The following is an 18,080-nucleotide window of genomic DNA, read 5'->3' as shown; positions in this document are numbered from 1 at the left end:
ATGAACGAACCAGCGAAGCTCATGTGGTGGCAGGGGCGTGTCGTCCCCGCCGGGGACACCGCCCTGACGCTGGCCAACCACAGCCTGCACTACGGGATCTGCGTCTTCGAGGGGATCTCCGCCTTCCCCTCCGGGGCGGACGGCCACCACGTCTTCCGGCTGGAGGAGCACCTGAACCGGTTCGCCGAGTCGTGCCGCCTGGTGGGGATCTCGCTCGCGCAGTCCCCGGCCGAGCTGGCCGCCGCCTGCCACGAGACGGTGACCGCCAACGGCCTGCGTCGGGCGTATCTGCGTCCGGTGGCCTTCCTCGGCGACGGGGTGCTGGGGCTGGCGGCGCCCGGCGCCGAGGCCCAGGTGGCGGTGCTGGCCTTCGACGTGTCGTCCTTCGACGCGGTGATCCGCGCCCAGCAGCCGCGGCTGACCCTGTCGCCGGTCGCACGGCTCAGCCCGCACGCCTTCCCGACCAAGGCGAAGGTGTCCGCCGGCTACCTGGGCTCCCGGGTGGCCTGGATGGACGCCCGACGGCGCGGTTTCGACGACGCGCTGCTGCTGGACGACACGGGATCCGTGGCCGAGTGCACCGTGCAGAACGTCTTCGGCGTGCGCGGGCGGACCCTGCTGGTGCCGGACTCCCCCGCCGCGCTCGACGGGATCACCGTGGCCTCCGTGATCGAGATCGCGGCCGCCCTCGGCCTCGACGTGGACCGCGGACCGCTGGCCCCGGCGGACCTGACGGCGTGCGACGCGCTGTGCGTGGCGAGCACCGCCGGCGGGGTGCGCCCCGTCCGGTGTGTGGACGACGTCGTCTTCGACACGGACAACGCCGTGGTCGCCGAGATCGTGCGGGACTACCAACAGGCCGAGTTGGGCCTGCTGCCCGGCCGTGAGCAGTGGACGGCCCGCCCGTGAGCGGCGACCGCGGCGACGTACGCGTGGTCGACCGGTACGACGCGCTGCCCCAGGAGGTGCGGGGCCGGATCGACGCGCTCGGCCGCGCACACTGGCGGCGGGCGCACGCCGGCGTGCCGCGCCCCGCGGACTCCTGGTGCCCCACCCGGCCCCTGCTGCTCGACGCCGAGGCGTACGCACTCGTCGGCGCGGTCGCCGACCGCACGGCGGGCCTGGTGCTCCGGGCGTGCCTGCGCCGGGTGGCGACGGCCGGGGAGCTGCTGGAGGCACTCGGCATGCCCCGCAGCCAGTTCCCGCTGCTCGACCCGGCCGAACCCCTCGGCGAACGGCTGCTGACGTCGATGCGCGCCGACGTGATGGTCGAGCGGGGCGTCCCCAAGGTCGTCGAGCTCAACATCGACGGGGCGATCGGCGGAGCCATCGAGGCCGACCTCATCGCCGGGCAGTTCCAGGAGGTGTACGCCGGCGCGGCGCCCGCCGGGGCGGGTGCTCCGGCCGGACTGTTGCGCCCCGCGCCGTCCGCGGTCGACGCGTTCTTCACCGAGCTGGTGTCCTTCCTGGGTCTGGCCGAGGGCGACTGCCTCGTCGTGCCCGTCTTCCGCGAGGACGGCCTCGACCACCTGGCCGACCTCGACGACTTCATCTCCTTCCTCGCGCCCATGGCCGACCGCGGCACGGCGCACGGCATCACCGTGGTCGGGTACCCGCTGGCCGGGCTGACCCTCGACGACCGGCAGCGGCTGCGGGCCGGCGAGCACGTCGCGCAGGGGGTGTTCCGGCTGTTCCTGCCCGTCGAGCAGCCGGGTCCGGGGCTCGACGCCCTGGGTGCGGCCCTGCGGGCGGGCACGGCCCGGATGTACACCCCGGAGGCGACCAGCCCGGTCAGCGACAAGCGGGTGCTGGCCTGGCTCTGGGAGGACCTCGGCCTGCTCGATCCGGCCGACCGGGAGTTCGTACGCCGACACGTGCCGCACACGGTGATCGCCGGGGCGCAGGCGCTGGACGGGGACCGGAGGGCGCTGGTGCTCAAGCCCGGTGACGGCTACGGCGGCGCCGGGGTGACCCTGGGCCGGTCGGTGGAGCAGGAGGTGTGGCGGGAGCGCGTGCTGGCGGCCGCCGGGACGGGCGACCACGTCGTCCAGGAGGTGGTGGAGGCCGACCTCGTCGCCTTCGAGTTCGCGCACGGGGGCACCGGGGAGTTCCGCAGCGCCGCCGTCCCGTGCGTGCTGGGGCCCATGATGTACGGCCGGAAGCTCTCGGGGATCTACGTCCGCCACGCCAGTCCCCGGCCGGGAGACCTCATCAACACGCACCAGGGCGCTGCGTCCAACAGCGTGCTGATCGTGGAGAGTGCGACGGCGGGGCGATGAGCGCCGACGGCACCCGCGCCCCCACCCTGCTGGACCCGCTCCGGCAGCGGAACTTCCGCTGCCTCGCGGGCGGGCGCATGGCCACCTACTTCGCCAACGCGATGGCGCCGATCGTGCTCTCCTTCGCGGTGCTCGACCTGACGGGGTCGCTGATCGACCTGGGAATCGTGGTGGGAGCGCGGTCGGTCGCCAACGTGGCGCTGCTGCTGTTCGGCGGGGTGATCGCCGACCGGCTGCCGCGCCGGCTGGTGCTCCAGGGGTCGAGCGTGGCGGCGGGCCTGGCCCAGGCCGTGATCGCGGCGAGCGTGCTGTTCGGCTTCGCCTCGATCCCGGTGCTGGTCGTCATCAGTGTGGTCAACGGCATGGTGTCGGCGGTGTCCCTGCCGGCCGCCGCCGCCCTGGTGCCGCAGACCGTCCCGCACGAGATGATCCGGCCGGCCAACGCGGTCGTCCGGATGGCCGTCAACGCGGGCATGGTCCTCGGTGCCTCGACGGGCGGCATCGTCGTGGGCCTCGCCGGCCCCGGCTGGGGCATCGCCTGCAACGCGGTGGTGTTCCTGCTGGCGGGGTTGTCCTTCGCCGGGCTCCGGACGACGGCCGGGGCGAGCGCGGCGCCGGCCGGCCCGGCCCGTCCGTTGGCCGAACTGCGCGACGGGTGGAAGGAGTTCACCTCCCGCACCTGGGTGTGGGTGGTCGTGCTCCAGTTCCTCGTGATCAACGCGGTGGTCGCCGGCGGGCTCCAGGTCCTCGGACCGACCATCGCCGACCAGTCCTTCGGGCGGACCACCTGGGGACTGCTGCTGGCCGCGCAGACGGCCGGCGCCTTCGCGGGCGGATTCCTCGCGGCCCGGACCCGGCCGCGCCACGCCCTGCGCATCGGCGCGGCCGTCGGAGCGTTCGAGGCGGTGCCGCTGCTCGCTCTCGGGACGACCTCGCACGTCGCCCTGCTGGCGGCCGCGATGTTCATCAATGGGGTGGCGCTGGAACAACTGGCCGTCGCCTGGGACGTGTCCCTGCAGGAGAACATTCCGCAGGAGCGGCTGGCCCGGGTGTACTCCTACGACGCGCTCGGCTCCTTCGTGGCCATTCCGCTCGGGGAGGTGGCGGCGGGCCCGATCGCGCTGCACGCGGGCATCGACACCACGCTCGTGGCCGGGGCCGTACTGGTCGTCGCGGCCACCGGCTTCGCCCTGTGCAGCTCCAGCGTGCGCCGCCTGACCGTCAAGCCGGCCGCGCCGCCGCACCTGCCGGCCGGGGAGGTGGCCGCATGACGGCGACCTCCGCCGCACGGCCGCGCCGCACAGCAACACCGGCACCACCGGCACCACCATCAGGGGGACCACCATGCCGCACGGCACATCTCTCGTCGACAAACCGGGCTGGTACGGCGGAGAACCGTATCCGGCCGACGCACTCGACCACATCACCGCGCTGCCCGCCCTGCAGCAGCCCGACTGGGCCGCCCATGCGGACCTCCCCGGCGCCGTCCGGGAACTGCGCTCCGCGCCGGGCCTGGTCGGCCCGGACGACGTGGGCGCTTTCGGACAGCTCGTCGCCGAGGCCGCCCACGGCAACCTGAACATCCTGCAGGCCGGCGACTGCGCGGAGGATCCGGCGGACAGCACGCCCGGCGCCGTACGCGCCAAGGTCCGCATGCTCGACGTGCTCGCCGCGGCGTTCTCGGAGGTCACCGGCCGGCCGACGGTGCGGGTCGGCCGCATGGCCGGGCAGTACGCCAAGCCGCGCTCGCGGCCCACCGAACGCCACGGGGACCGCGAACTCCCGGTTTTCCGCGGCCACATGGTCAACGCTCCCGAGCCGGAGGCCGCCGCCCGCGTCCACGACCCGCGCAGGCTGACGGACTGCTACCGGTCGGCCCTGTCGGTACACGCCGAGCTGCGGCCGGACAGCGCCTGGACCCGCTCCTCGACCTGGACCAGCCACGAGGCGCTCGTCCTGGACTACGAACTGCCCCTGGTCCGCGGGGACGGAGCGGGCCGGGCCTTCCTCTCCTCCACGCACTGGCCGTGGATCGGCGAGCGCACCCGATCCGCCGGCGGGGCCCACGTACGACTCCTCGCCACCGTGGACAACCCGGTCGCCTGCAAGGTGGGGCCCGCGACGACCCCGGCGCAGCTGCGGGAGCTGTGCGGGCTCCTCGACCCGGACCGGCGGCCCGGCCGGCTCACCCTCATCGCCCGCCAGGGGGCGGCGGCGGTACGGGACCACCTGCCCGCGCTGGTGGAGTGCGTACGCCGGGCGGGGCATCCCGTGGTGTGGATGTGCGACCCGATGCACGGCAACACCGTCACCACCGCGGCCGGCCGCAAGACCCGCTTCGTCGAGGAGGTCGTCCGCGAGGTCCGGGGGTTCCGGCAGGCCGTGGCGTCCGCCGGCGGGACCGCCGGTGGTCTGCACCTGGAGGCCACGCCGGACGACGTGCTGGAGTGCGTGGCCGACGCCGGCGGCATCGGCGGGCTCGACGGGCGGCCCGGACCGCTGTGCGACCCGCGGCTGAACCTGGAGCAGGCGCTCACGGCCGTGTCCGCCTGGCGTGTCTGAGCACCGCCGCCACCATCCACGAGCCGGCTTCCGACTTGTTTCTGCAACGGGGGAATTCCGAGATGGACCACCATTGCGACCGGACGGTCCGCGCGCTGCGCGGACCGTCCGTCGACCATCCCGCGCCGTACGGCATCCCGGGCCTGATCCGCTCCGCGACCGAGCGCACGCCCGACGCCGTGGCGTGCACGGGCGCCGGGGAGACCTGGACCTACCGCCGGCTGGAGGAGGTGTCCGACCGCCTCGCCGCCGAACTCCTGCGGCGCGGCCCGTCCGAGGACCGGCCCGTCGGGGTGCTGGCGGACCGCGGCCCGTACATGGTGGCCGCGCTGCTCGGCGTGCTGAAAGCCGGACTGCCCTACCTGCCGCTGGCCACCGACGAGTCGGCCGAGCGGCTCGCGCTGATCCTGGACACCGCCCGGCCGGACCTGGTCGTGGGAACCACCGCGGCACTGGCCGGCTGGCGGGGGCCGGAGGGGGTCGCCCTGCTGGACGTGGAGCCGCTGGCCGCCGGTCCCGACCCGGCCCACCTGCCGCAACCGCTGCGGCCCGTCGCCCCCGACCAGCCGGTCAACATCATCTTCACCTCCGGTTCCACGGGCACGCCCAAGGGGGTCGTGGTGCCGAGCGGCGGCGTGACCAACCGGCTCCTGTGGGGGCAGCGCCACTACGGGCTGACCGCCGGGGACAGCGTCCTGCAGAAGACCCCCTACACCTTCGACGTGTCCGGCTGGGAGATCTACTGGCCGCTGATCGTCGGCGCGCGGCTCGTCCTGCTCGCCCCCGGTGAGCACGCCGACCCGGCCGCGATCCTGAAGGCGGTGACCGAACACCGGGTCACCGTCTGCCACTTCGTGCCCTCGATGCTGGACGAGTTCCTGCGCTGGCCGGACGCCGCGGACTGCACCAGCCTGCGGCACGTGTTCTGCAGCGGCGAGGCGCTGCCGGCGGCCCTGGCGCGGACGTGCGTGAAGACGCTGCCCGCGCGGCTGCACAACCTCTACGGTCCCACCGAGGCGTCGATCGAGGTCACCTACTGGGACAGCCCCGAGGATCCCTCGCTGATCGACGACGTGCCCATCGGGCGGGCCGTCGACAACTGCGAGCTCCTGGTGCTGGACGGGCAGGGGCGGCCCGTCGCCGAGGGGGAGGCGGGTGAACTGTGCATCGGCGGGGTGCCGTTGGCGCTCGGCTACCTCGGTCGTCCCGATCTGACGGAGCGGGTGTTCGTCCCCGCCCCCGAGGGCAGCGGCCTGGACCGCGTCTACCGGACGGGCGACCTGGTCCGCGTGGTGGACGGGCAGATCCGCTACCACGGCCGGATCGACGAGCAGGTCAAGATCCGGGGCGTGCGCGTGGAACCCGGCGAGGTCGAGAGCGTCCTGCGCGAGCACCCCGGGGTCGACGAGTGCGCCGTGGTCGCCGCCGGTGAAGGGGCGCCCCGCCTCGTCGCGTTCGTCCGCCCGCACGGCGCGGATCCCGGGGGCGCGTCCGGCGGGGCGGACTGGCAGGAGGAGTGCCGCGCCCACGTCGCCGCCCGGCTGCCCTCCGCCTACGTCCCCTCGCACTTCGTCGCCCTGGAGACGATGCCGCTGACCCGCAGCGGCAAGCAGGACCGGGTGCTGCTGCGGCAGCGGGCGGCAGCCCTCCTCGCGCCCCTGGCCGACGCCCCCGCGGCCGCCGTCGCAGGGGGCGACCCGCTGGCCCGGCTCTGGGCGCAGGCGCTCGGACTGGACTCCGTCGACGAGGACGCCGACTTCCTGGCGCTGGGCGGGCACAGCCTTGCCGCCGTCCGGCTGCGCGGGGAGCTGCTGCGCTCGTACGGCCTTCGGGTCACCCTCGCGGAACTGCTGCGCGAGCGGATCACCCTGGCCGGTCTGCGCCGGCGCGCGGCCGCCGCGGCCGGCCCGGCCGCCACCGGGCCGGCCGGCGGCGTCCTGCCGCGGCGGCCCGACCCGGCCCGCGCGCCCGTCTCCGGCGGGCAGCGCCGGCTGTGGCTGATGGAGCAGCTCTATCCGCGGCTGAGCGCCTACAACGTCGTCGCCGCGGTGCGCATCGCGGGCGGCCTCGACACGGGCCGGCTGCACGAGGCGCTGACCGTGGTCGTGCAGCGGCACGAGTCCCTGCGCACGGCCCTCCTGAGCGACGCGTCGGGGCCGTACCAGGCGGTCGCCGAGCGGGTGGAACCGCCGCTGGAGACCCGGGTGGTGGACGGGTCCCTGACCGAGGAGCGGTGCCGGGCGCTGGCGGCCCGGGCCGCGGCCGAGCCGCTGCCCGTCGACCGCGCCCCGCTGCTGCGGGTCCTGTACGCGCAGGGCGGCGACGGTGACGGCTGCCTGGTCGCCGTACTGCACCACGCCGTCGCCGACCAGCGCTCGGTGGACGTCTTCCTCGCCGAACTGGCGGCCGCGTACAGCGGCTTCCCGCCGGCGCAGGAGGCGCCGCACTTCGGCGACCTGCTGGTGGACCGGGCGGGCCGGGAGGACCCCGCGCAGCGGCAGGCGGACCTCGCGTACTGGGTGGACCGGCTCCGCGACGCGCCGCGCACGCACGGGCTGCCCTTCCAGGCGCGCCGCCCGGCGGTGACCACCTTCGGGGGCGGAGCCGTGGACGCCGTGGTGGGCGGTGCGCAGGCGCGGCTGCTGGACGAGGTGGCGCGCGGTACCGGGGTCACTCCGGTCGCCGTGGTGCTCGCGGCCTTCGCCACCGTGCTGACCTCGTGGAGCGGTCAGGGGGAGGTCGTCGTCGGCGTCCCGTGGTCCTCCCGTGACGGAGGTCCCAGCGAGGACGTCATCGGGTTCCTGATCGACACACTGCCGGTGCGGGTCGACGTGGGGTCCGCGGAGAGCTTCTCCGCGCTGGTCCGCCAGGTCTCCGACACGATGGTCGACGCCCACGGCCACGCCGGCGCCGACTTCGAGGAGATCGTCCGGGCACTGGGCCTCCCCCGCAACCTCAGCCGCAACCCCCTGCACCAGATCTGGTTCAACGACCTCACGCACGCCGCAGCGGCCCCCTCCTTCGACGGGGTGCCGGCCGTGCCCGTGGATCCGGACACCACCGGCTCCCTGTTCGACCTGGGCCTGTACCTGCACCGCGACGGGGAGTCCGGCTACCGGCTCCGGCTGGTGCACGCCCTGGACGTCTTCGACGCCGAGACCGCCCGGCACCTGCTCGGCCAGGTGGTACGGCTCCTGCGGGAAGCTCCCGCGGATCCCGGGCGGGCCCCGGCCGGCTGGCGGCTGGGCGGCGACCGGCCGGCCCTCGGCCCGGTCCCGCGTCCGGCCCTCACCGGCGTGGCCGAGGCCTTCGACCGGGCGGCCGCCCAGCACGCCGACCGGGTGGCGATCAGCCACCCCGGCGGGCGGATGACGTACGCGGAGCTGCACGGCCGGGTCACGGCGCGCGCGCAGGCCCTGCGCGCGGCCGGCTGGGCGGGCCGCGCCGTGCTGCTGCCGGGCGACCGGTCGCCCGCAACGGTCGTCGAACTGCTGGCGGCCTGGCACTGCGCGTGCTCCGTGGCCCTGGTGGACGCGGCCCTCCCGGCCCGCCGGCTGCGGGCGGCGCTCGCCGGTTCCGGCGCCGAGGCGGTGCTCGCCGGCGGCGGCGCCGACTGGCCGGTGCCGGTGCTGACCGGGCCGGACCTGCCGCGTCCGACCACCGCTGCGCAGGCCCTGGACTGGGGCCACGCCCTGTGCACGTCGGGCACGACCGGGGAGCCGAGCGTGGTGTTCGCGCCGCGCGAGGCCCTGCCCGAGGCACTGCACTGGTACCGGGAGGAGTTCGGGACCGGTCCCGAGGACCGGTTCCTGATGCTGTCCGCGCCGGGCCACGACCCGGTGCTCCGCGACGTCCTGGTCCCGCTCACCACCGGCGCCGCCCTCCACCTCCCGGCGGCGGGCGCCGGGCCCGAGGCGCTCGTGGAACTGCTGGCGCAGCAGCGGATCACGGCCGTGCACGCCACCCCGGGCCTGGCGCAGCTGCTCGCGTCGGCGGCGCGCGGTGCCGGCCGGCGCCTCGACCGGCTGCGGCACGTGGTGCTCTCCGGGGCGCTGCTCACCGACCCGGTGGCGCGGGAGCTGCGGCGCGTCGCCCCGGCCGCGGAGATCCACCACGGCTACGGGACCACCGAGACCCCCCAGTTGAGCTCCTGGCTGCGCTGGCGCGACCCGGCCCGCGACCCCGTCCGGCGCCGCCGCGACCGGGCGGGTGTGCCGCTGGCCGCCCACAGCCCCTGGCGCGAACTGCTCGTGGAGGGGGCGGGCGTCGGACAGCTCGGGGAGATCGTCGTGCGCGGGCGCGGACTGGCGACCGGTACCAGCCCGGAGCAGGAGCCCTCGCCGTTCGTGCCGGATCCGTACGGGCAGCCCGGGGTGACGGCGTACCGCACCGGTGACCTCGGCCGGTACACGCCCGACGGGCTGATCGAGTTCGTCGGGCGGCGCGACCGGCAGGTGTCGGTCGGCGGCCACCGGCTCGAACCGGCCGAGGTCGAGGCCGCGTTGCGCGCGCACGGGGCGGTGTCGCAGTGCGCCGTCGTGGTGTCCGGGACGGAGATCACCGCCTTCGTCGCGGCGCCCGGGGCGGGTCCCCTGCTCGGGGAGGAGCTGCGCCACGAGCTGGAGTCCGTGCTCCCGGCGTGGGCGGTCCCGCACCGGATCGCCGTCCTGGAGGAGCTCCCGCTCGACCACAACGGCAAGGCCGACGTCCGCGCCGCCGCGGCGGCCCTGGCCGCGGCCGCCCCGGACCCTGCGCCGCTCGCCGGGCCGGCGCCCTCGGACACCGAGGAGGTGATCGTGGCCGCGCTGCGGGAGCAGCTCGGTGACGGGCCGGGCGTACCGGACGGGGGACCCGGCTCACCCGGCCGCCCGGAAGAGGCCATGAACTTCTTCGACGCCGGTCTGACCTCGCTGTCGCTGCTGCGCATGCACGAGCGGCTGCGGGCGCGGGGGCTCCCCGTCGAGGTCGTGGACCTGTTCCGCTTCCCCAACCCGCGGCTGCTCGCCCGACACCTGCGCGGCGACGCCTCGGGCCCGCCCGGCCCCGCACGGCCCACCGCACCCACCGCGCCGGCCGGCGCCGCACTGACCGGTACGGCCGCGGCGCGGCGTGCGGTCCGCCGGCGCATGAACGACCAGAAGAGGACCACTCAGCGATGAACCAGCCGGAGAAGCAGCACATGGACGCGACGGCCGACGACCGGACCGCCGCACCCGTCGCGATCGTCGGCATGGCCGGCCGGTTCCCCGGGGCGCGGAACCTGGAGGAGTTCTGGCTGGCCCTCTCGGAGGGCGAGGACTGCTTCAGCACCCTCGGCGACGAGGAGCTGCGGGCCGCAGGCGTCGAGGAACACCACCTCGCGGACCCGCACTACGTGCGCCGGGTGCCGCTGCTGGAGGACGCCGACCGGTTCGACGCCGCGTTCTTCGGGATGACCCCGCGGGAGGCCGCCATGCGCGACCCGCAGCAGCGGCTCTTCCTGGAGCTGGCGCACACGGCCCTGGAGGACGCCGGGTACGACGCCTTCGCCGTGCCGGGCACCGTGGGCGTGTACGGCGGCGCGGCCTCCAACCGGTACGCCGAGTACAACATCCGGGCGAACAAGGAGCTCGCGGCCCGGGCGGGTGCCCTGTCCCTGGACATCTACAACAACAACGACTACGTCGCCAGCACCGCCTCCTACCGGCTGGGGCTGACCGGGCCCGCACTGTCGGTCGCCACCGCCTGCTCCACCTCGCTGGTGGCCGTGCACCTGGCGTGCGAGGCCCTGCGCTCGGGCGAGTGCGACGTCGCCCTCGCGGGCGGTACGGAGATCGAGCTGCCGTACGGGCACGGCTACCGCTGGGCGCCGGGCAGCATCTACGCGCAGGACGGCGTGTGCCGGCCCTTCGACGCGAAGGCGAACGGCACCGTCTTCGGCAACGGCGGCGCAGTGGTCGTCCTCAAGCTCCTCGCCGACGCGCTGGCGGACGGGGACCCGGTGCGGGCCGTGATCCGCGGCTCGGCCGTCACCAACGACGGTGCGGACCGGGTCAGTTTCAGCGCGCCGGGCGTGGACGGGCAGACCCGGGCGGTCGTGGAGGCGATGACCGTCGCCGGGCTGTCACCCGCGGACATCGACTACGTCGAGGCGCACGGCACGGGCACGGACATCGGCGACTCCATCGAGATCGAGGCGCTCACCTCGGCGTACCGGTTCCTGGCCGGCGGCGACGGGCCCGCCCCGGGCAGCGTGGCCCTCGGGTCCGTGAAGTCGAACATCGGCCACCTCGGCCCGGCCGCCGGTGTCGCGGGACTCGTCAAGACGGTCCTGTGCCTGGAGCACGGCGAGCTGGTGCCCACGGTGCACTTCACCGAGCCCAATCCGAAGCTGAATCTGGAGGCGACCCCGTTCCGGGTCGTGGGCCGGCGCGATGCCTGGCCGGACGGGGACGGGCGGCCGAGGACCGCCGCCGTGAGTTCGTTCGGCGTGGGCGGCACCAACGCGCACGTGCTGCTGGAGCAGGGGCCCCCGGCCCCGCCCGGCACCCCGGCCGACGGGCCCGAACTGCTCGTCTGGTCGGCGCGTACGGAACCGGCCGAGGCGGAGGTCCGGGCACGGCTCGCCCGGCACCTCACCTGGCGGGGCGAGGACGCCTTCGTGGACACCGTCTCGACGCTGCGGGGCGGGCGGACCGCGCACCGGGAGCGCCGGGCGGCCGTCGCCGGATCGGCGCGCGAGGCGGTGGACCTGCTCTGCGACGCAGAGGGGCGCGGCGTGATCCGCCCGGCGCAGGAGGCGGCCGCCCGCCCGGTCGCCCTGCTGTTCCCCGGGCAGGGCTCGCAGCGGCCGGAGGCGGCCGCCGGGCTGATGGGGTACGACGCGACGTTCACGGAGACGATGCGCCGGTGCCTGGACACCGTGGCGGGGCTCGGACTCGACCTCGAACCGGTGTGGCGCGGGCCGCACTCCGCCGAACTGCTGCGGCGCACCGAGTACGCGCAGCCGGTGCTGGCGTCGGTCGGCGTCTCGCTGGCCGCGATGTGGCGGGCGTGGGGCGTGTCCCCCGTCGCGCTGCTCGGCCACAGCGTCGGTGAGCTGGTGGCCGCCGTGGTGGCGGGCGTGACGGGACTGGAGGACGGACTGCGGCTGGTCACCGCGCGGGCGCAGGCCATGCAGGCCATGCCCGCCGGATCGATGCTCGCGGTGTCCCTGGGCGAGCGCGAGGCCCGGGAGCTGCTCGCGGACGGTGTGGTGCTGGCGGCCGTGAACGGCCCCCGCCAGAGCGTCCTCGCGGGGCCCGCGGAGGCGGTCGCGGCCGTGGAGGCCCGGCTGGCCGCGGACGGCGTGCGGTGCACGCTCCTCGCGACCTCGCACGCCTTCCACAGCCCGGCCATGGCACCGGCCGCCGAACGCTTCCTGGAGGCGTTCGACGGGGTGTCCCTCTCAGCGCCCCGGATCCCGGTGGTCTCGGCTGCCACGGGCCTGCCGATGACCGACGCCCAGGCCGTCGACCCCGCTTTCTGGGCGGGCCAGTTGACCGCCCCGGTGCTGTTCGGTCCCGCGCTGGCGCGGCTCCTGGACGGCCGGCGGCTCACCACCCTGGAGGCCGGACCCGGACGCGCCCTGTCCACTCTGGCGCGCCGGCACGGCGCGGACGTGCTGGCCGTACCCGGCCTCGGCCCGGCCGGGAGCGACCGGGAGGCCGTCCTCGCGGCGGCGGGGGCCCTGTGGACCGAGGGCCACGACCTGCGCTGGGACGCGGTCGGCCCGCAGCGGCCGGCCCGCCGGATCTCCCTGCCCGGGTACCCGTACCAGCGCGAGCGGCACTGGATCAGCCCGCCCGCGCCGCAGGAGGCGGAGCCCGGCGTGCCCGCACCGCGGCAGCCCGAACCGGCCGCCGACGGTGTGCGGGCGCAGGCACCGTCCGAGGCGGCGCGGCCCGCACCGGCGCCCGTACCGGCGGCCGCAGCCGTGCCCGCGCCGTCCCCGCTGTCGGTGATGCGCTGGGAGGAAGTGCCCACCGGGGCGCGGTCGCCGCGCCACCGCAGCAGCGTCGCGCTGGCGCTGCTGCCGCAGGACCCGGACGCCGCCCGCCACGTGACGGCCGTACTGGGCCGGGCCGGTCACCGGGTGGTGCCTGCCCGCCCCGACAGCCTGCCTTCGGTGCTGGACGGGCTGCTGGCCCGCGGCGAGGAGCCCGCCGTCTACGTGCACGCCCTCGCCGCCGAGCCCTGGCCGCAGGCCACCCCCGACACCTTCGGGGAGCAGGCCGCCGCGGGCGTGGAGAGCGCGTACGCCCTCGTCCGGACGGTGCTGCGGCACTCCCGGCTGCGGTTGCCCGCCCGGTTCCTGCTGCTCGCCGCCGAGGCGGCCGACGTGTCCGGCGGGGAGGCCGTCAACCCGGCCAAGGCGGCCCTGGCGGGGCTGGCCCGGACCGTTCCGCTCGAAGTGCCCGGTGCGCAGTGCATGCTGCTCGACGTGTCGTCCGGCACGGACGCGGACCTGGTCACCCAGCAGGTGCAGGAGCCGCACTGGCCGGCGGTGGTCGCACTGCGCGGCGACCGCCGCTGGGTACCGGTGGAGGTGCCCGTCCCGCACGAGCCGGCCACCGAACCGCCGGTCCGCCCGGGCGGGACGTACCTGATCACCGGCGGGTTCGGCGGACTCGGGCTGGCCGTCGCGCGGGGGCTCGCCGAGACCGGCCTCGCGCCCACCCTCGTCCTGATCGGCCGTTCCGGCCCCACCGGGGCCGCCGCCGGGGACGTGGCCGGTCTGGAACGACTCGGTGCGCGCGTGCTGGCCGAACGCGGCGACGTCACCGACGAGGAGTCCATGCGGGCCCTGGTGCGGCGCGTCGAGGACGCGGCCGGGCAGATCCACGGCGTCCTGCACGCGGCCGGCCTGCCCGGGGACGGCCTGATCGCCTTCCGCACGCCCGAGCAGGTACGGGCGGTGCTGCGGCCCAAGATGCTCGGGACGCTCGTGCTGGAGCGGCTGTTCGCCGACCGGCCCCGGCTGGACTTCTTCACGTCGTTCTCCAGCCGTGCCTCGATCTCCGGCCTGGTCGGCAGCGCCGACTACGCGGCGGCCAACGCCTTCCTCGACGCGCACGCCGCGGTCTCCCGGCAGCGGTGCGTGAGCGTCAACTGGCCGAGTTGGGCCGACGTGGGGATGGCCGCCCGGTCCACCGTGGACCCGGGCAGCGGCGCGCCCCGCAGGCGCTGGTGTACGAGGAGGAGCTGTCGGAGGAGGACTGGGTGCTCGACGAGCACCGGTTCGCCGGGCGCGCGGTCCTGCCGGGCACCGGCCATCTCGACCTGGTGGTGCGCGCCGCCCGGGAGTTGTGCCCGGGGCTCGCGGGCGTGCCCGTTGGCCTGGGCGACGTGGTGTTCCGCCGGCCGCTGTTCGTCGACGGGACGGAGCGGGTCCGGGTGGTCCTGGAGCCGCGCGGCGACGACGCCTGGGCGTTCTCGGTACGGACCGGCTCCGCCGTGCACTGCGACGGGCGGATCGGGGCCGCGGCCGGGGCGTCCGCGCCCGAGGTGGACCTTGCGGCGGTGGCCGCGCGGATGACGGAGAGCGTCGACGCGTCCGGGGCCGGGGACCTGGCGGAGCTGGGTCCGCACTGGCTCAACGTCACCGCGCTGCGCCGCTCGGCGCAGGAGCAGCTGGGCTCGCTCGCCCTGGCCGAGCGCTTCCGCGGGGAGACGGACGGGCGCCCGCTGCATCCGGCGCTGCTCGACAGTGCCACGGCGCTGACCCGGCGCCGGGAGGACGCGCACCACCTGCCGCTGCTGTACTCCGCGGTGACGGTGTACCGGGACCTGCCCGCGGAGTTCACCTGCCATGTGCGGCACGTGGGCGGCGGAGGTGACGGCGGGGTCCTGGTCTCGGACATCGACCTGGTGGACGGGGACGGGGTGGTGGCGGTCTCCGTGCGCGGCTTCACGATGCGCAAGGTGGAGGGCAATCCCTTCGAGGCCGGTCCGCGGCACGGCGAGCGCTCCGCAGGCGGGCCCGCGGCGGAGCCCGCTGCGCAGTCCGCGGGACTGCCGCCCTCGGACGGCATCCCGCCCGGCGAGGGCGTGGCCCTGCTGTTCGACGTGCTGGGCGGGCGCCGGGTGCGCCAGGTCGCCGTGCGCCCCTACCGCGACGGGGTACCGGTACCGCCCGAGGTACCGCGTGCGCCCCTGGCGGCGGCTCCCCCGGCACCCGACCCGGAGCCGGCGCCCTCGGCAACACCGGCTCCCGCAGCGGCGGAGCCGGCGGCCGGGCCCGTTCCCGTACCGGCCGCCGGCAGCGGCGGCGGCGCGGGAACCCCCGACGTCGCCGGGCTGCTGGAGGAGACATGGCGGGCCGCCCTCGGCATGGGGTCCATCGACCACGACGCCGACTTCTTCGACCTGGGCGGGGACTCGCTCAGCGCCGTCGGTCTGATCGCCGAGGTCCGCGACCGGCTGGGCGTCGAGCTGAGCATCGGCATGCTCTTCGAGTTCCCGACCATCTCGGCCCTCGCCGCCCAGCTGCGCGGCCGGACGGAGGGATCCCGGTGAACGCGCCCGTGGGCCACGACCAACGGCCGCGCTGGTCGGTCCGCGCAGAGCACCGGCCGCGGGCACGGCTGCGGCTGTACTGCTTCCACCACGCGGGCGGGTCCGCCTCGGAGTTCGCGCGCTGGCACCGCTATCTGCCGGAGGACGTCGATGTGTGCGCGGTCCAGCTGCCCGGCCGCGGAGCGCGCGCCAAGGAGCGGCCGCACACCCGGATGCGCCCGCTGGTGGCCGAGCTGGCCGAGCAGGTCGAGGCGGACCTGCCCATGGTGTTCTTCGGGCACAGCTTCGGCGCGCTGGTCGCGTTCGAACTGGCCCGGGCGCTGGCCGGCGCAGGCGGGCCGGTGCCGCTGCACCTCTTCCTCTCCGCCCGGCCCGCGCCCGGCCTGGTGACGCATCCGGGCCGCATCCACGACCTGCCCGAGGAGGACTTCCTCGACGTGATGGACCGCCGCCACGGCGGGGTCCCGGCGGGGCTGCGCGACCACCCCGAGCTGCGGGCGATGGTGCTGCCGTACTTCCGGGCCGACTACGAGGTCATCGAGACGTACCGGCCTGCTCCGGCCGCGCCGGTGCCCGTCCCGGCGACCGTGCTCGGCGGCACCGACGACTCGATCCCGCTGGCGCAGCTGGAGGCGTGGCGGGAGCACCTGTCCGGGCCGTTCGGCGTGCGGATGTTTTCCCGGCGACCACTTCTACCTCCGGCCGCAGCGGTCCGCCGTACTGGGCCTGGTGCGCGCGGTGGCCTCATGAGCACGGACGTCCGCGCCGCGCCCGCGAAGCGGCGGCTCGGCGCGCCGTACGAGCTGCTGCTGTTCGCCTTCGTGGTGTCCGGGCTCGGCAACTGGATCTACCGTCTGGCGCTGCCGCTGATGGTGTTCGAGCTGACCGGTTCCGCCCTGAACACCGCGGTGGTGTACGCCCTGGAGTACGCGCCGCTGCTGCTGCTCTCGCTGCCGGGCGGGGTGATCGCCGACCGGTTCGAGCGCAGGCGGATCCTGGTCGCGGGCGATCTCGCGGCGACGGTGCTGGCGGGGATCCTCGCGCTCGTCGTGACGTCCGGGTCCTCGTCGGTCCTGCTGGTGTACCTCGCGGCGTTCCTGCTGGCGTGCGTGGAACCGCTGTACTACCCGGCGTTCCAGGGGATGGTGCCCGACCTGGTCCCCGACAAGGACCTGGAGCGCGCCAACGCGTGGATGCAGATGGGCGACAACGTGATGAGCCTCGCCGGCCCCGCCGTGGCCGGCGTGCTCATCGCGGCCGTCGGCTACGAGGGCGCGATCTGGGCCGACGCCGGCACGTTCGCGGTCTCGGCGCTGGCGATGGTCGCGATCAGGACGAGGTCGAGGCCGCCGGGCGCGGAGCAGGCGGGGGCGGACCCGGTACGCCGCAACCTGCTGCGGGAGGTGAAGGACGCGCTGGTCCACATCACACGGGACAACCGGCCGCTGCTCAGCGGGGCGGTCCTGTTCGCCCTGGCCAATCTGGGCACGTGGCTGGTGCAGGCGAACCTCGTCTACTACCTGAGCGACTACCGGTCGATGTCGCCGGCCCTGATCGGTGTGGTCTTCGCGGCGCAGGGCGCGGGGGCGGTGCTGGGGGCCGCCGTCTGCCCCTGGCTGGGCCGGCGGTTCGCGCCGGGGCGGGTCGTCATCGCGGGGACGGTGCTGGCGGGCGCGGGCATCGTCCTGCTGGTCCCGCTGCGGGACGTCGTGAGCATCTCCGTGCTGTGGGCGCTGATCTACGGCATCGGCACGGTGAACATGGTGAGCTGGTTCGTCCTGCGTCAACGCACCGTACCCCCGCAGCTGCTGGGCCGGGTCGTGGCGACCACCCGCATGATCGCCTTCATGTCGATCCCGGTCGCCTCGGTGCTGGGCGGTGTGCTGGAGCAGCAGTGGCACAACATGTACCTGATCATCGCGATCGCGGGCGGCCTGCGTCTGCTCGTCGGTCTCGGTGCGCTGCTGTCGCCGCTCAACTCCTCGGCGGGACAGCGGGGTCGGGCCGATCCGTGACGGCCTCGGGGGCGGCGGGTACGGCGACCGCGGCCAGGAGCAGGTCCGGGGCGGCCGCCCAGCGTCCTTCGTAGAGGAGGGGCGCGGGCGGCCCGTCCCCCTGGGCGGCCGTGATCTGCGCGCGGAAGGTCCTCCGGGCGGGGTCGAAGGTGACCGAGGCGTCCCGGAAGCCGAGCCGGCGCCGCGTCATGGGGAACCACGCCTTGTAGACGGCCTCCTTGGCGCAGAACAGCAGCCGGTCCCAGTGCACGCGGGGGAAGTCCGCGGCGAGGGCGGCCAGCCTCTCCCGCTCCTCGGGGAGGGTGACCGCCCCCAGCGTCCGCCCGGGCAGCGCCGCGTGCGGCTCGGCGTCGATGCCCACGGCCCGCACGTGGACGCTGCGCGCCACGGCCGCCGCCCGGTACCCGGCGCTGTGCGTCATGCTGCCGACCACTCCGTGCGGCCACACCGGCGCTCCGCGCTCGCCGGGCAGCACCGGGACGGGCGGTACGCCGATGTCCGCGAGGGCCGTGCGGGCGCAGTGGCGGACCGTGGTGAACTCCCTTCGGCGGCCCTCGTGGCGGGCCTTCTCCAGCACTTCCCATTCCTCGGGGAGAAGCGTGGATTCGGGTACGTCGGCAAAGCTCTCGGCGCATGCCACGGAGGCCGGAAGGATCAATTCGAGCACGTCGGGACCCTAACGACCGGA

The 18,080-nt window shown here is 75.6% G+C and carries 8 protein-coding genes and 1 pseudogene; 8 read left to right on the top strand and 1 reads right to left on the bottom strand.

Annotation, left to right across the window (positions count from 1 at the left end):
- The 8 genes and pseudogenes from IF89_RS0112015 (at position 1) to IF89_RS41985 (ending at position 17,392) form a co-directional block, all read left to right on the top strand.
- Entirely contained in the window at positions 1–909 is a 909-nt protein-coding gene (locus IF89_RS0112015; protein ID WP_051806995.1) for an aminotransferase class IV, read from the top strand.
- Positions 906–2,279 (top strand): hypothetical protein, encoded by a 1,374-nt coding sequence (locus IF89_RS0112010; protein WP_158717852.1) that lies wholly within the window; start codon positions 906–908, stop codon positions 2,277–2,279. Before IF89_RS0112015 ends, IF89_RS0112010 begins: the two co-directional genes overlap by 4 nt.
- The gene (locus IF89_RS0112005; RefSeq protein WP_030765328.1) at positions 2,276–3,550 is read left to right on the top strand and encodes an MFS transporter; all 1,275 of its coding nucleotides are present in this window, start codon (positions 2,276–2,278) and stop codon (positions 3,548–3,550) included. The genes IF89_RS0112010 and IF89_RS0112005 overlap by 4 nt, the downstream gene beginning before the upstream one ends.
- Before the next feature lie 73 nt (positions 3,551–3,623).
- Positions 3,624–4,841 carry a 3-deoxy-7-phosphoheptulonate synthase gene (locus IF89_RS0112000; protein ID WP_078628243.1) on the top strand — a complete coding sequence of 406 codons (1,218 nt, stop codon included), beginning with the start codon at positions 3,624–3,626 and terminating at the stop codon, positions 4,839–4,841.
- Positions 4,842–4,903: 62 nt separating this feature from the next.
- Positions 4,904–10,000, top strand: a complete 5,097-nt coding sequence (locus IF89_RS0111995) for a non-ribosomal peptide synthetase (protein ID WP_030765322.1) — start codon at positions 4,904–4,906, stop codon at positions 9,998–10,000.
- Positions 9,997–13,977 (top strand): annotated as a pseudogene (locus IF89_RS49030) (type I polyketide synthase); the annotation flags it as partial. The gene IF89_RS0111995 and the pseudogene IF89_RS49030, both read left to right, overlap by 4 nt.
- Positions 13,956–15,377, top strand: a complete 1,422-nt coding sequence (locus tag IF89_RS41990) for a polyketide synthase dehydratase domain-containing protein (protein ID WP_078628242.1) — start codon at positions 13,956–13,958, stop codon at positions 15,375–15,377. The pseudogene IF89_RS49030 and the gene IF89_RS41990, both read left to right, overlap by 22 nt.
- A complete protein-coding gene (locus IF89_RS41985; RefSeq protein WP_158717850.1) occupies positions 15,374–17,392 on the top strand; it encodes an MFS transporter in 2,019 nt (672 codons plus the stop codon). The genes IF89_RS41990 and IF89_RS41985 overlap by 4 nt, the downstream gene beginning before the upstream one ends.
- Here IF89_RS41985 and IF89_RS0111970 read toward each other — a convergent pair.
- Positions 17,352–18,059, bottom strand: a complete 708-nt coding sequence (locus IF89_RS0111970) for a 4'-phosphopantetheinyl transferase family protein (protein WP_051806992.1) — start codon at positions 18,057–18,059, stop codon at positions 17,352–17,354. The genes IF89_RS41985 and IF89_RS0111970 overlap by 41 nt on opposite strands.
- Between the last annotated feature and the right edge of the window lie 21 nt (positions 18,060–18,080).

It is taken from the genome of Streptomyces sp. NRRL F-2664 (assembly GCF_000719345.1).
GTDB lineage: Bacteria > Actinomycetota > Actinomycetes > Streptomycetales > Streptomycetaceae > Streptomyces.
The sequence above is the reverse complement of the archived record's forward strand: the minus strand, read 5'-3'. Positions and strand labels throughout refer to the sequence as shown.